Raw genomic sequence first — 13,107 nt, forward strand, 5'->3', positions numbered from 1 at the left:
CGCGCGATTGCGTCAACGGCCCTGCCCGACTTCTCCACAGTGCCAGTGGCGTTGCACGGTCAGCATTCCACGACATTGACGGCGAGCCCACCAAGGCTGGTTTCCTTGTACTTCTCGTTCATGTCGAGGCCCGTCTGGCGCATTGTTTCGATCGCGGCGTCGAGCGGCACGAAGTGGACGCCGTCGCCTTTGATCGCCAGAGAGGCGGCGGTGACCGCCTTGACGGCGCCGAGCGCGTTGCGCTCGATGCAAGGCACCTGGACCAGACCGCCGACTGGATCGCAAGTCATGCCGAGATGATGTTCGAGCGCGATTTCGGCGGCGTTCTCGACCTGCTCGGGCGTGCCGCCCATGACGGCGCAGAGACCCGCGGCAGCCATCGCCGAGGCCGAGCCGACCTCGCCCTGGCAGCCGACTTCGGCGCCGGAGATCGAGGCATTGGTCTTGATGATGCCGCCGACGGCGGCCGCCGTGAGCAGGAAGTCACGGATGCTCGGCTGGTCGGCCTCGGGGTGGAAATGCAGCCAGTAACGCAGCACCGCCGGCAATGTGCCGGCCGCGCCATTGGTCGGCGCGGTGACGACGCGTCCACCGGCGGCGTTCTCTTCGTTCACCGCCATGGCGTAGATCGACAGCCAGTCATTGGCCAGCAAAGGGTTGGGCTTGTTCTGCTGCCATTGCTCCTGCAGCTTGTCGTGCAGCATGCGGGCACGACGGCGCACTTTCAGCCCGCCCGGCATGATGCCGTCCTGCGACAGGCCGCGGTCGATGCAGCCCTTCATGGCGCCCCAGATCGCATCAAGGCCGTTGTCGAGCTCCTCGCGCGACATATGTGTCTCTTCATTGATGCGCTTCATGTCGGCGATAGACAGGCCGCTTTTGCCTGCCATCTTCAGCATCTCGACGGCATTCTTGAAGGGATAGGGCACCTTCTTGCCTTCTGTGGTCACCGAGCCCTTCACCTTCATCCGCTGCAGCTCTTCCTCGGACACCACGAAGCCGCCGCCGATGGAATAGTAGATGCGCTTGAGCAGCAGCCGGTCGCCGGCATCGTAAGCGTAGAAGGCCATGCCGTTGGCGTGGCCGGTGAGCGGCGTCTTGCGGTCGAGCACCAGATCCGTCGCCGGATCGAAGCGATAGGAGGGATGGCCGCGTGGCGATATCCGCTTCTCGGCGGCGATGCGCGTGGCGATTCCCTCGGCCTGATCGGGATCGACCGTCTGCGGTGTCAGGCCAGCAAGTCCGAGGACAACGGCGCGATCCGAGCCATGGCCGATACCGGTATAGGCGAGCGAGCCGTGCAGGCTGGCGCCAATGCGATCGACCTTGACGCCGGCCGGGCGCGGCCAGTCATCGCCGGCGATCTCGTCGAGAAACCGCCGCGCCGCTGTCATCGGTCCCATCGTGTGCGAACTCGACGGTCCGATGCCGATCTTGAACAGGTCGAAAACCGAAAGAAACACGCTGCGCCGTCTCCGGGAATGGGATCAAGACCTACATATAGGACTTTCCATGATGTTTGTGCTGTTTTGCGGATTGCGGCGCTGCACCTGCCGACCTTGTTTGCTCCGGCAGCGACATCACCGGCTGAAAGCGCGTCGCGCTGAAACGGATTCATGCGACGCGCTTTAAGTTCTTGTTTCAATGCATGTCGTTGTCCCAGAACCGCAGCTCACCTCTGGGCGGCATGCATTGGAGCATCGAACTGACCGCTTTGCCTGTGGTAAAAGGGGGCATGGGCGATTCCTTCCATCTGTCGACGGCTGATCTGGCGGCGCTGGCTTTCTTCCTGCTCGCATGGTTGCTGCATACGCTGGCGTCCGACGGCAGACTGGTCAGCCGGGTGTCGTTGACGATGGCCATGAACGTGCAGCGCGAGGCCTGGATGCGCACCATGGCCGAGCGCGAAATCCGCATCGTCGACACCGCCATCATGAGCGGCCTGCAGCAAGGCACCGCCTTTTTCGCCTCCAGTTCGCTGATTGCGCTCGGTGGCTGTTTCGCGCTGCTTGGCGCCTCGGATCAGGTCCTTGCCGTGCTGAACGACCTGCCGTTGAACGCGACCTCATCGCGCTCCGCCTTTCAGATCAAGGTCTTTGGCCTGGTGCTGATCCTGGCCTTCGCCTTCTTCAAGTTCGGCTGGGCCTACCGTCTCTTCAACTACTGCACGATCCTGATCGGCGCGGTGCCGATCCCCTATGGCGAGGCGTCACGCAACCTGGTCAGCGAAACGGCGGTGTGGCGCGCGGCGCGCATGAACATGCTGGCCGGCAAGCATTTCAATTCAGGCCTGCGCGCGGTGTTCTTCTCGATCGGCTATCTCGGCTGGTTCGTCGACCCGATCGTGTTCGTGCTGTCGACGCTGCTGCTTCTGGCGGTGCTGGTGCGGCGCCAGTTCTTTTCAGCGGCGCGACAAGCGGTGATCGGTCAGCCGCCCGGGCCGGGGAAAAGCTGGTCGATCCGGCCCGATAGCCAATAGGCGGCGAGGCCGATCCATTCGCGGATCGCAATGGTGGTGGTCTGCAGCGAATCGGGTGCGTTGTCGCGAAACAGGCCAAAGCCCTCCTTGCCCGACGTGCGATAGTCGACAGGCCATGGCGTCGTCGGAAAGCCTGCCTTGTCGAACAGCGCCTTGGAGCGCGGCATGTGGAAGGCCGAGGTCACCAGCAGCCAGGTTTCGCCCGATTTCGGCGTTACCAGTTCCTTGGTGAAGACGGCATTCTCATAGGTGTTGCGGGATTTGGTCTCGAGCACCAGCCGATCCGCACTGACGCCGAGCGCGTCGAGCAAACGTGGTGCGGTGGCCGCATCACCCTCACCCTCGATGAACAGTTCGCCGGTGCCGCCCGAGACAACCACCTTCGCTTCGGGAAAGCGCCGGGCGAGGATTGCCGTCTCAACCATGCGGTCGCCGCCGGAATTCAGCTCATAGCCGCCGCGCACCAAGTTGATGGCGCCCTCGAAACCACCGCCAAGCACGACGATGCCGTCGACCTTCTGCGGCAGCGGTGGCCTTGGAAAGCGCTCTTCAAGCGGATTGAGCATCATGGCACCAAGCGACGTCCAGGCCGACAGCGCAAGAATGAGGAAGGCGAAGACACTGCCCGTGGCCGCCAGCCGCCGGCGCCCGATCAGCGCCGCGAGCAAGCCTGCCAGCAGCAGGAAGATCGCAAAATTGAGCGGCTGGACGAAGAACCAGAAGATTTTGGAGAGATAGAAGAACATTACCTGCCTATCACCAGCTCAAATTGTGACGGCCGATGAAGTGCTCGACCGCACTCGCTACCGCTTCCGCTTCGAGGCGGCTTAACTCCCTGCCGAAAACAAGGACGCCGTTCGCGTTGGTCAAGCTGATGACTTCCGACAGTCCCACTTCGTTCGTGGGATAGGTGTGGTCGAGGATTTCGACCCTAAGATGCCCTTTCAAAGGCAGTGACCACCGATTTCGCAAAGAACCCCTCACCGAGCGCACGGCTGCGGTGTCGGTCAGCCGCAGGGTTTCCCTGCCGAACACCCGCCAGATGAAATCCTTGCCCAGGAAATAGGTGAAGAGGGCAATGATCGCCACGAACGACAGCAGGCCAAGCGTGCCGCTGCTGACCGTCGCGGGAGAAATATCGGTCAACCCCATGTAGCCGGTATAGGCAACGATAGCCGCCCCGATCAGGACAAAGACTGTCCTGAAATCCGAGCTGCGTGGCGGGTTGGTGATCAGCAGTTCGTCTCCCGTCTCGACGATGGAAATGCGAGACGGAGGCGGCATGCTACCACCACTTCTCCGGCTGGAAGGTGCCCGCTGCCTGCTCGATGACGGCGGCTGTCTGGAACAGGGTTTCCTCGTCGAAGGGACGGCCAATCAGCTGCAGGCCGAGCGGCAGGCCCTTGGCATCGAGGCCGGCAGGCACGGCAACGCCTGGCAGTCCGGCCATGTTGACGGTCACCGTAAAAATGTCGTTGAGGTACATTTTCACCGGATCGGCTGCCATGTCCTCGTCGGCGATGCCGAAGGCGGCCGACGGCGTCGCCGGCGTCAGGATGACGTCGACGCCGTCGGCAAAAACCGTCTCGAAGTCGCGCTTGATCAAATTGCGCACCTTCTGCGCCTGCAGATAGTAGGCATCGTAATAGCCTGCCGACAGCACATAGGTGCCGATCATGATGCGACGCTTGACCTCTCGACCGAACCCGGCGGCTCGGGTCTTTTCGTACATGTCGACAATGTCCTGGCCCGGCACGCGCAGGCCATAGCGGACGCCGTCATAGCGCGCCAAATTGGACGATGCTTCGGCAGGCGCTACGATATAATAAGCCGGCAAAGCATATTTGGTGTGCGGCAGCGAAATGTCGACGATCTCGGCGCCGGCATCCCTGAGCCAGGCAATGCCCTTCTGCCACAGCGCCTCGATCTCTTCCGGCATGCCGTCGACGCGGTATTCCCGGGGAATGCCGACCTTCATGCCCCTGATCGGTTTGCCGATCGCCGCCTCGTAATCCGGCACCGGCCGGTCGACGGAAGTGGTGTCCTTGGCGTCGACCGAGGCCATGGACTTCAGCATGATCGCGGCATCGCGCACGTCCCGGGCGATCGGGCCGGCCTGATCGAGCGACGAAGCGAAGGCGACGATGCCCCAGCGCGAGCAGCGGCCATAGGTCGGCTTGATGCCGACGGTGCCGGTGAAGGCGGCTGGCTGGCGGATCGAGCCGCCGGTGTCGGTGGCGGTGGCGCCGGCGCACAGGAAAGCCGAGACGGCGGAAGCCGAGCCCCCCGACGAGCCCCCCGGCACCAGTTGGGCATTGTCCAGCGTGCGCGCGGTCTTGGTGCCGCCGGCCGAAACGAAACCGCCATCGCCCTGATGCGTGGTCGGCATCACCACCGTGTCGAGGCGCGAACGCCGCCACGGATTGACGACAGGGCCGTAATAGGAGGTCTCGTTGGACGAGCCCATGGCGAACTCGTCCATGTTGAGCTTGCCCAGCATGACGGCGCCGTCTGCCCACAAATTGGCGGTGACTGTCGATTCGTAGCGCGGCTTGAAGCCGTCGAGCACATGGCTGCAGGCCTGGGTGTGGACACCTTCGGTCCCGAACAGATCCTTGATGCCGAGCGGGATGCCCTCCAGCGCACCGCCCTCGCCCTTGGCGAGCCTGGCGTCGGAAGCTTTGGCCATATCGCGCGCCTTGTCGCCGGTGACGACGATGTAGGCATTGAGCACCGGATTGGCGCGCTCGATGGCACCGAGATAGGCCTCGGTGATTTCGACGGCAGAAATCTCCTTGGCGCGCAGCTTGGCGCGCGCCTGCGAAATTGTCAGATGGGTCAGTTCGCTCATCAAAGGCTCTTTTCGTAAAACACCGACCACTCGGAATCGGGATAATCCAGCACCGGCCCGCAGCGCGAGAAGCCGGCGCGTTCATAGACGGTCCAGGCGGCGGGATGGCGGTCGCCGGTTTCCAGCACCAGACGCTTCAGCCCTTCGCTGCGCGCCAGCGTTTCGACATGTTCGACGATCTTGGCGCCGATCTTCCTGCCCCGATGCGAAGGCCGCGTGTACATACGCTTGACCTCACCGACGCGGGCATCATGGCGCTTCAGCGCGCCGCAGCCGATGGCTTGCCCGTCGTCGCGGGCGATGAACACGGTGGTGTCGTCGCCGGCCATCTGCTCGACCGTCAGATGGTAGCAATGCTCCGGCGGCGTCAGTTCGAGCAGCGTCGCGTTGAGCTCCTCGACCAAAGCGCGGACATCGTCCTGCAGCGGCGTTTCGATGGCGATCTCGATTGCCATCGGCCAGCTACTCCACGACCTTCGGCACGAGGAAGAAATTCTCGTCAGTGGCCGGCGCGTTGGCGACGATATCGGCAGCCTTGTTGCCGTCGGTGACGATGTCTTGGCGCTTCTTCATCTCCATCGGCGTCACCGATGTCATCGGTTCGACGCCGGAGACATCGACCTCGTTCAGCTGCTCGACAAAGCCCAGAATGGCGTTCAGCTCGCCGGTCATGCGCTCGGCATCCTCCTCGCTCACCGCAATGCGGGCGAGACGCGCGACGCGCTTCACAGTTTGCAGATCAACGGACATGTCTTTAGCCTTTGGGAAAACCAGATGGCGCTATAGCGGCGTGGCGCGTGCCGCGCAACATCGATCGTGCTTGGGGATAGAGCCCGTTCATGCCAGGGCGGCATTTCAGCCTAGGGCAGCGATACACCCTCGCACAGATAATAGCTGCCGCCATTGCCGGCCTGCTCGCCTTCGTCGGCGGTCGGGCGCACCGAGACGATGTCGATTTGGGTCGCGTTCATCTGCGTGATCGACAGTATATCGGGAAAGAGAAAGCCCGGCTCCTGGCAGATGGCAGTGACCGCCCAGCTCGGCGAGCGCGTCGCCTTGGTGACCTGGACGAACTCGCAATTATACTCGACGCTTTCCAGGCCGTCCGCCGACAAGATGACATTGCCGGTGTCAATCAGCGTCTGCAGCGTGTCCTTTTTGGCTTGCGCGCAAAGCTCCTGGGTCTGGAGGTAAACGCCCTTGATGAAGTCCTCGGCGGCGGATGCGGGCGACGCAGCGACCAGCATCGAAACGCAAAGAGTCTCTCTCAAACCCATGGTTTAATTCCCCTTTGCGACAAGGGATCGTTTCAACGATCGCTCTATAGTGTGATCGTTTGGCCGATGGCTGGCAAGGCTAGGTCGACACCTGATCCTTCGAGGCCGGCCACGAACTTCTCCGCCGTCGCGTCGATGATCGGGAAGGTGCCGAAGTGGCATGGCACGACGGTGTCGAAGTGGAAGAAGCGCCGGCAGGCCAGGGCCGCCACCGCGCCGCCCATGGTGAAGCGGTCGCCGACCGGCACGAGGCCGATCTTCGGCTCATGCAATTCCTCGATCAGCGCCATATCGGAGAAGATGTCGGTGTCGCCCATATGGTAGAGCGTCTTGTCCTCCGGGAAATGCAGGACCAGCCCGTTGGGATTGCCGAGGTAGACGTTCTGGCCGCCATCGAGCCCAAACGACGAGGAATGCAGTGCCTGCACGAATGTGGTGGTGAAGGCACCGCAATCGACGGTGCCGCCATGATTGCCGGGATTGATCTTCTTGCCGTCGACGCCCTTGCCGACCAGGTACATGCAGATCTCGTAATTGGCGACCAGCTGGGCGCCGCTCTTCTTCAGCACCTCCACCGCGCCGCTGACATGGTCACTGTGGCCGTGGGTCAGAAGCACATGGGTGACGCCTTCCGCCGGCCCCTCCCAGCCGCTCGTCCATGATGGGTTGCCGACGAGATAGGGGTCGATCAGGATGGTCGCGCCTGATGTCTCGACGCGGAAGGCGGAATGTCCGTACCAAGTCAATTTCATCGATCGTGTTCCTCGATTTTGGTTGCGCCGGAAGATAGAACGCCGGCAGCAAAATTAAAGTGACATAGTGTGCTCGCGCTTCAAAAGAACGTGTCGCGCTCTTTGTGACGGCAAGTCTGGGTCACGGTAAGTCTTGGTCACGGTTAAGACTGGGTCACGGTAAAACTGGTTGGGAAAGCCGTTGGGCATCATAGCAATCGAGGATCTGCCGGCACGGCTGGAGGGCGGCAGGACGCTGGCCGGACTCGACCTCGGCGACAAGACGATCGGTGTCGCCGTTTCCGACCGCGGCCTGTCCTTTGCCCATCCGCGCCCTGTCATCCTACGTAAAAAGTTTTCGCTGGATGCGGCAGCGCTGCTCGCCCAGCTGCAGAAGGATAATGTCGGCGCGTTTGTACTCGGCCTTCCTATCAACATGGACGGCTCGGAAGGTCCCCGCGCCCAGAAGTCGCGCGCCTTCGTGCGCAACATGGCAGGCATAACCGACCTGCCCTTCGTGCTGTGGGACGAGCGGCTATCGACAGTCGCGGCCGAGCGGACGTTGATCGAGATGGATTTCTCGCGCGCCAAGCGCGCCGGCAAGATCGATTCGGCGGCGGCCGCCTTTATTCTGCAGGGAGCTTTAGATCGACTCCAGTCGCTTGGCTCATCCGATCGGACGGAACCGAATTTCCCGTCTGACGCCTGATCCAGGCGGCGATGTTGCGGCGCCGGCGAAACGCCCACAACGCCAGCAGCAGGAAGCCGTCGAAGACGCAGGCCTTGGCTACCATGCCCGGAATGATTGCCGGATCAATGCCCAGCATCTGGCCGTAAAGCTGGAACACGAAGTCGTGCAGTCGCCGGCTGAGCATAACATAGCCGAAATTAATGTCGTTGAGCGACAGGAAGAACCAGCCCCAGAACAAGGTGATTGGGGCGGCCCACAGTGCGAACAAGGTGCGCATCAGTGGCCTTCCCAGTGGCTGGAGCCGTCTCTATGGCCGATATCCGCCCGGCCGGAGATGCGCGACAGCAGGGAACCGTGCGCAGCGCCCTTGGCCATGGCATGCGCGGTGGCGCGGCTTTCTGCCTCCCGGGAAACCATGCCGGCAAGGGTCGACCGACGCTCGGCCAGCATGGCGACATAAGAGGCCAGAAGGGCCGCCAGCTGCACGGCGACCACCATGAACAACCCATTGATGCCTTGTGCGGCGCCACCGATCAGGATCAGCGACAACACGGCGGAAGCCGAAATGAAGGCGGTGCGCGCCACACTGTCGGCTCCGTCCGGGCTCGCTGCGGCGTTAACCAGGCTCTCGACGAAGACCCAGCAAAACAGCACCGCCACGACCAGCAAGGCGATGGCCAGCGGCGCCACGACAGCAGCATTGTCGAGATCGGCCAGACGAGTGTTTTCCACGACGACGCCGAGCACGCCCAGAGCGCCCGCAACGCCGCGGTTTCCATCGACACAGATGAACGCCAGCAGGGCGAAAACCAGCGCCCAGTGCAAGGCCAGAAAGGACGTCAAAATGTGCCGCATGGCATTCCTGCTTTGGTGACAAAGACAGTGGGGTCTGCGGCCTGCGGCTGCAACGGAAACCATTCGTTAAGGTTAACGCCTGTCCACAGGCAGGCAAATTCGTTCGAGGCCTGGCGGAAGGCCCTCAATTCACCGGCGGATAGAGCGTGTCGACGATCATGCGCGCATCGTGGCGCGAATCGAGCATGCCATAGGTGTTGCGCCACTGGCCGGCGAGCCGCGTCTCGACGAAGGCGTCCGCAATCCGCCCTGCCCCCAGCCGGCGCAATTCCGCAGCTGCCGCCGACAGCGCCAGCTGTTCGGTCAGCAGGCGGGCCGACCCCTCATCGGTGCCGGCGACCTGCATGGCCGCCTTGAGCACGCCAATGGTTCCGCGTCCGCCGGCGCCGAGATCGCGGTCGATGCCGGCCAGCACCTCCTCGAACAGGCCGGGCGCGCGGCCGAGCACGCGCAGCACGTCGAGCGCCATGACATTGCCTGAGCCCTCCCAGATCGCATTGACCGGGGCTTCGCGGTAGTAGCGGGCGAGCGGCGCTTCCTCGACATAGCCATTGCCGCCGAGGCACTCCATCGCCTCATAGAGCAGTGGCGGCGCGATCTTGCAGACCCAGTATTTGACCACCGGGGTCATGGCGCGGGCAAAAGCAGCCTCGCCGCGGTCGCCGGCAGCCTCGTCGAAGGAGCGCGCCAGTCGGAACGAGAGTGCCGTGGCGGCGGCGACATCGAGCGCCATGTCCGCCAGCACGCGCTGCATCAGCGGCTGTTCGATCAGCGTCGAGCCGGCCACCTGGCGATGACGGGCGTGATGCACGGCCTCAGCCAGCCCCGCCCGCATGATTGCCGACGAGGCGACGGCGCAGTCGAGCCGGGTCAGCGTGACCATGTCCATGATCGTCTTTATGCCGGCGCCGGGCTCGCCGACCATCTCGCCGATGGCGTTGACGAACTCTACCTCCGATGAGGCGTTGGAGCGGTTGCCGAGCTTGTCCTTCAGCCGCTGAAAGCGGAAGCCGTTGCCGGAACCGTCGCCGAGGATGCGCGGGACGAGAAAGCAGGAAAGCCCTTCAGGCGCCTGTCCAAGCACGAGAAAAGCGTCCGACATCGGCGCCGACATGAACCATTTGTGGCCGGTGAGGCGATAAAAGCCGCTGCCGGCGCGTTCGGCCCGTGTGGTGTTGGCGCGCACGTCGGTGCCGCCCTGCTTTTCGGTCATGCCCATGCCGAGCGTCAGCCCGGTCTTGTCGACCGGCGGCTTCTGACTCTGGTCGTATTTGCGCGTCGTCACGCGCGGCGCCCATTCGCGAAACAGCTTTGGGCTGGCCATCAGGGCGGCCAGCGAAGCGCTGGTCATGGTGATGGGGCAGAGATGCCCGGTCTCGAGTTCGGCGGTCAGGTAGAAACGCGCGGCGCGCACCTGATGGCGACGGCCGATCTCGCTATCGCCGTTTTCCCAGATCGAGGAATGCAGGCCGCCGGCAACCGAGCGGCGCATCAGCGCATGATAGGCCGGATGGAATTCGACGAGGTCGATGCGCCGGCCCTGACGGTCATGCGTGCGGAGCTTCGGCGTCTCGACATTAGCGAGGCGCGCCAGCTCCTGCGCCTCCTGCGTCAGGACGAACCGGCCAAGCCCGTCGAGGTCCTTGCGCACCGGATCGGAAAAACGCTCGGCAAGCTGGATCAGCAACGGATCGCCCCGCCAGGCGTTGCCGCCCGTCAGCGGCGGCGGCTGGTTGGTCACGTCGTCGGTCACGCCCAATCCTTCTGAAAGTAGAAGGGCCTTCTAACGCTAGAAAGGCACTTATCATCACGAGGCTTCGAATCCGAAGCAATCGGCTAGATATAGCCCAAGGCAGGCGGCGCGCGCGACGAAAATACCGGGGAGAAAGGCCGCAATGCCAAGCTGACGCTTGCGGCAAGGAATTCTCCCCCCTATAGCAGCGCCTTGAGATGACCGACGCTTCGTCCCTGCCGCTTTATCCTCACCGCCATCTTCTGGGCATCCGCGATCTTTCCCCCGGTGACATCGAGCTTCTGCTCGACCGGGCCGATCGCGCCGTCGCCATTTCGCGGCAGTCCGAAAAGAAGACCTCGACGCTGCGCGGCCGCACCCAGATCAACCTCTTCTACGAAGCCTCGACGCGCACGCAGTCGTCGTTCGAACTGGCCGGGAAACGGCTCGGCGCCGACGTCATGAACATGTCGGTGGCGAGCTCTTCGGTGAAGAAGGGCGAGACGCTGATCGACACGGCGATGACGCTGAACGCCATGCGCCCCGACATCCTGATCATCCGCCACCAGTCTGCGGGCGCCGCCGCCCTTTTGGCGCAGAAGGTCGGCTGCTCGGTGGTCAATGCCGGCGACGGCGCGCATGAACACCCAACGCAGGCGCTGCTCGACGCGCTGACCATCCGCCGCGCCAAGGGGCCGCTGTCGAAACTGATCGTAGCGATCTGCGGCGACATCCTGCATTCTCGCGTGGCGCGTTCCAACATCATGCTGTTGAACGCGCTTGGTGCGCAGGTGCGTGTGGTGGCGCCGTCGACCCTGCTGCCGTCCGGCATCGAGAAAATGGGCGTCATCGTCTCGCGCTCGATGGCAGAGGGCCTCAAGGGCGCGGACGTGGTGATGATGCTGCGCCTGCAGCGCGAGCGGATGGAAGGCGCCTTCGTGCCTTCGGTACGCGAATATTTCCGCTATTTCGGCCTCGATGCCGAAAAGCTGAAGGCCGCCAAGGACGGCGCGCTGGTGATGCATCCCGGTCCGATGAACCGCGGCGTCGAGATTGCGTCCGAAATCGCCGACGGTCCGCAAAGCGTCATCCAGGAACAGGTCGAGATGGGTGTCGCCGTGCGCATGGCGGTGATGGAAGCGCTGCTCGACCCGCGCCGCAACGAGGGCCGGAGCGCATGAGCACGACGGTCTTTGAGCGCGCCCGCATCGTCGACCCGTCACGCGGCTTCGACGAGGTCGGCACCGTGATCGTCGAGGGGAAAAAGATCGTTGCCGCCGGCAAGGCTGCCCTGAACCAGGGCCTGCCGGCGGGAGCCACCGTGGTCGACTGCGCCGGCAAGGCAATCATTCCCGGCCTGATCGACGCGCGCGTCTTCATCGGCGAACCGGGCGGCGAACATCGCGAGACCATCGCTTCGGCCAGCGTTGCGGCGGCGGCCGGCGGCGTTACCTCCGTCGTTATGATGCCCGACACGGACCCGGTGATCGACAATGTCGCGCTGGTCGAATTCGTGCTGCGCACCGCCCGGGACACGGCAAGCGTCAACATCTTTCCGGCGGCGGCGATCACCAAAGGCCTCGCCGGTCGCGAGATGACCGAATTCGGCCTGTTGCGCGAGGCCGGTGCGGTCGCCTTCACCGATGGGCGGCACACAATATCCAGCGCACTGGTGATGCGCCGGGCTCTCACCTATGCCCGCGATTTCGGTGGCGTCATCGCACATGAGACACAGGATGGCGACCTCGCTTCGGCAGGCGTGATGAATGAAGGCCTGTATGCCAGCTGGCTCGGCCTTGCCGGCATTCCGCGCGAGGCCGAGTCCATCCCGCTGGAGCGCGACCTGGCGCTGGCACGGCTGACGCGCGGCGCCTACCACGCGGCCAAGATCTCGACGGCGATGGCAGCGCAAGCGATGACGCGGGCGAAAGCCGACCAGGCCAATGTCACGGCGGGCGTGGCGATCCACAATCTGTCGCTGAACGAGAACGATGTCGGGGAATACCGCACCTTCTTCCGGCTGACGCCGCCTTTGCGCGCCGAGGAAGACCGGCTGGCCATGATCGAGGCGGTCAAGGACGGCACGATCGACATCATCGTCTCCTCGCACGACCCGCAGGATGTCGACACCAAGCGCCTTCCCTTCGCCGATGCAGCTGCAGGCGCGATCGGGCTGGAGACGCTGCTTGGAGCAGCGCTTCGGCTTTACCACAATGGCGACGTGCCGCTGCTTCGGCTGGTCGAAACACTGTCCACCGCACCAGCAAGGCTGTTCGGCCTGCCGGGCGGCACGCTGAAGCCGGGAGCGCCGGCCGATCTTGCGCTGATCGACCTCGGAGAACCCTGGATCGTAAGTGAAAGCGGTATCCGCTCGCGCTCGAAAAACACCTGCTTCGAAGGTGCGCGGCTGCAAGGCATGGTCTTGCAAACGCTGGTGGCGGGCCGCACAGTGTTTTCGAGCTAGAGCGATCGCGCCACGTCGCAGACCGAT

Annotated in this window: 15 protein-coding genes; 4 read left to right on the forward strand and 11 right to left on the reverse strand. The window is 63.6% G+C overall.

Annotated elements, in window-relative coordinates:
- Nucleotides 1–59: 59 nt before the first annotated feature.
- Nucleotides 60–1,463, reverse strand: a complete 1,404-nt coding sequence (locus NL532_RS19015) for an L-serine ammonia-lyase (protein ID WP_023829646.1) — start codon at nt 1,461–1,463, stop codon at nt 60–62.
- 272 nt (nt 1,464–1,735) lie between these two features.
- Between NL532_RS19015 and NL532_RS19020 the strand changes: the two genes are divergently transcribed.
- Nucleotides 1,736–2,479: a DUF599 domain-containing protein gene (locus NL532_RS19020; protein ID WP_023829647.1), complete on the forward strand. Its 744-nt coding sequence runs from the start codon at nt 1,736–1,738 to the stop codon at nt 2,477–2,479.
- Here the strand turns inward: NL532_RS19020 and NL532_RS19025 are convergent.
- From NL532_RS19025 to NL532_RS19055, 7 genes are all read right to left on the reverse strand, one after another.
- Nucleotides 2,428–3,225, reverse strand: a complete 798-nt coding sequence (locus NL532_RS19025; protein ID WP_023829648.1) for a YdcF family protein — start codon at nt 3,223–3,225, stop codon at nt 2,428–2,430. The genes NL532_RS19020 and NL532_RS19025 overlap by 52 nt on opposite strands.
- A gap of 10 nt (nt 3,226–3,235) precedes the next feature.
- Nucleotides 3,236–3,763, reverse strand: coding sequence for a hypothetical protein (locus NL532_RS19030; protein WP_023829649.1), 528 nt, complete (start codon nt 3,761–3,763; stop codon nt 3,236–3,238).
- A 1-nt stretch (nt 3,764) separates the two neighbouring features.
- On the reverse strand, nt 3,765–5,330 hold the full coding sequence (locus NL532_RS19035; protein ID WP_023829650.1) for an amidase: 1,566 nt from the start codon (nt 5,328–5,330) through the stop codon (nt 3,765–3,767).
- Nucleotides 5,330–5,785, reverse strand: coding sequence for a GNAT family N-acetyltransferase (locus NL532_RS19040; RefSeq protein ID WP_023706217.1), 456 nt, complete (start codon nt 5,783–5,785; stop codon nt 5,330–5,332). Before NL532_RS19040 ends, NL532_RS19035 begins: the two co-directional genes overlap by 1 nt.
- 7 nt (nt 5,786–5,792) lie before the next feature.
- Entirely contained in the window at nt 5,793–6,080 is a 288-nt protein-coding gene (gatC, locus tag NL532_RS19045; protein WP_023670999.1) for an Asp-tRNA(Asn)/Glu-tRNA(Gln) amidotransferase subunit GatC, read from the reverse strand.
- A 110-nt stretch (nt 6,081–6,190) separates the two neighbouring features.
- Nucleotides 6,191–6,607: a hypothetical protein gene (locus tag NL532_RS19050; RefSeq protein WP_023815783.1), complete on the reverse strand. Its 417-nt coding sequence runs from the start codon at nt 6,605–6,607 to the stop codon at nt 6,191–6,193.
- Between the two features lie 44 nt (nt 6,608–6,651).
- Complete coding sequence (locus NL532_RS19055) at nt 6,652–7,359, reverse strand: metal-dependent hydrolase (protein ID WP_023829651.1); 708 nt, start codon at nt 7,357–7,359, stop codon at nt 6,652–6,654.
- A gap of 181 nt (nt 7,360–7,540) precedes the next feature.
- On the opposite strand from NL532_RS19055, the gene ruvX reads away from it, so the two are divergent.
- Complete coding sequence (gene ruvX / locus NL532_RS19060; protein WP_023826977.1) at nt 7,541–8,047, forward strand: Holliday junction resolvase RuvX; 507 nt, start codon at nt 7,541–7,543, stop codon at nt 8,045–8,047.
- Here ruvX and NL532_RS19065 read toward each other — a convergent pair.
- The 3 genes from NL532_RS19065 to NL532_RS19075 form a co-directional block, all read right to left on the reverse strand.
- On the reverse strand, nt 7,965–8,306 hold the full coding sequence (locus NL532_RS19065) for a DUF6105 family protein (protein ID WP_081731041.1): 342 nt from the start codon (nt 8,304–8,306) through the stop codon (nt 7,965–7,967). The genes ruvX and NL532_RS19065 overlap by 83 nt on opposite strands.
- Complete coding sequence (locus NL532_RS19070; RefSeq protein WP_023829652.1) at nt 8,306–8,884, reverse strand: hypothetical protein; 579 nt, start codon at nt 8,882–8,884, stop codon at nt 8,306–8,308. The genes NL532_RS19065 and NL532_RS19070 overlap by 1 nt, the downstream gene beginning before the upstream one ends.
- A 124-nt stretch (nt 8,885–9,008) precedes the next feature.
- Complete coding sequence (locus tag NL532_RS19075) at nt 9,009–10,637, reverse strand: DNA alkylation response protein (protein WP_023688598.1); 1,629 nt, start codon at nt 10,635–10,637, stop codon at nt 9,009–9,011.
- A 197-nt stretch (nt 10,638–10,834) separates the two neighbouring features.
- Between NL532_RS19075 and NL532_RS19080 the strand changes: the two genes are divergently transcribed.
- Nucleotides 10,835–11,797, forward strand: a complete 963-nt coding sequence (locus tag NL532_RS19080) for an aspartate carbamoyltransferase catalytic subunit (RefSeq protein ID WP_023688599.1) — start codon at nt 10,835–10,837, stop codon at nt 11,795–11,797.
- Nucleotides 11,794–13,080 carry a dihydroorotase gene (locus tag NL532_RS19085; protein WP_023829653.1) on the forward strand — a complete coding sequence of 429 codons (1,287 nt, stop codon included), beginning with the start codon at nt 11,794–11,796 and terminating at the stop codon, nt 13,078–13,080. The genes NL532_RS19080 and NL532_RS19085 overlap by 4 nt, the downstream gene beginning before the upstream one ends.
- The last annotated feature ends 27 nt before the right edge of the window (nt 13,081–13,107 follow it).

The sequence above is a fragment of the Mesorhizobium sp. C120A genome (genome assembly GCF_030323105.1).
Lineage (GTDB): Bacteria > Pseudomonadota > Alphaproteobacteria > Rhizobiales > Rhizobiaceae > Mesorhizobium.

Excerpts from the sequence above, each read along its gene's own strand:
- NL532_RS19020 (WP_023829647.1), top strand. The coding sequence starts at position 1,736 with ATGGGCGATTCCTTCCATCTGTCGACGGCTGATCTGGCGGCGCTGGCT.
- NL532_RS19025 (WP_023829648.1), bottom strand. The coding sequence starts at position 3,225 with ATGTTCTTCTATCTCTCCAAAATCTTCTGGTTCTTCGTCCAGCCGCTC.
- NL532_RS19030 (WP_023829649.1), bottom strand. The coding sequence starts at position 3,763 with ATGCCGCCTCCGTCTCGCATTTCCATCGTCGAGACGGGAGACGAACTG.
- NL532_RS19035 (WP_023829650.1), bottom strand. The coding sequence starts at position 5,330 with ATGAGCGAACTGACCCATCTGACAATTTCGCAGGCGCGCGCCAAGCTG.
- NL532_RS19040 (WP_023706217.1), bottom strand. The coding sequence starts at position 5,785 with ATGGCAATCGAGATCGCCATCGAAACGCCGCTGCAGGACGATGTCCGC.
- gatC (WP_023670999.1), bottom strand. The coding sequence starts at position 6,080 with ATGTCCGTTGATCTGCAAACTGTGAAGCGCGTCGCGCGTCTCGCCCGC.
- NL532_RS19050 (WP_023815783.1), bottom strand. The coding sequence starts at position 6,607 with ATGGGTTTGAGAGAGACTCTTTGCGTTTCGATGCTGGTCGCTGCGTCG.
- NL532_RS19055 (WP_023829651.1), bottom strand. The coding sequence starts at position 7,359 with ATGAAATTGACTTGGTACGGACATTCCGCCTTCCGCGTCGAGACATCA.
- NL532_RS19065 (WP_081731041.1), bottom strand. The coding sequence starts at position 8,306 with ATGCGCACCTTGTTCGCACTGTGGGCCGCCCCAATCACCTTGTTCTGG.
- NL532_RS19070 (WP_023829652.1), bottom strand. The coding sequence starts at position 8,884 with ATGCGGCACATTTTGACGTCCTTTCTGGCCTTGCACTGGGCGCTGGTT.
- NL532_RS19080 (WP_023688599.1), top strand. The coding sequence starts at position 10,835 with ATGACCGACGCTTCGTCCCTGCCGCTTTATCCTCACCGCCATCTTCTG.
- NL532_RS19085 (WP_023829653.1), top strand. The coding sequence starts at position 11,794 with ATGAGCACGACGGTCTTTGAGCGCGCCCGCATCGTCGACCCGTCACGC.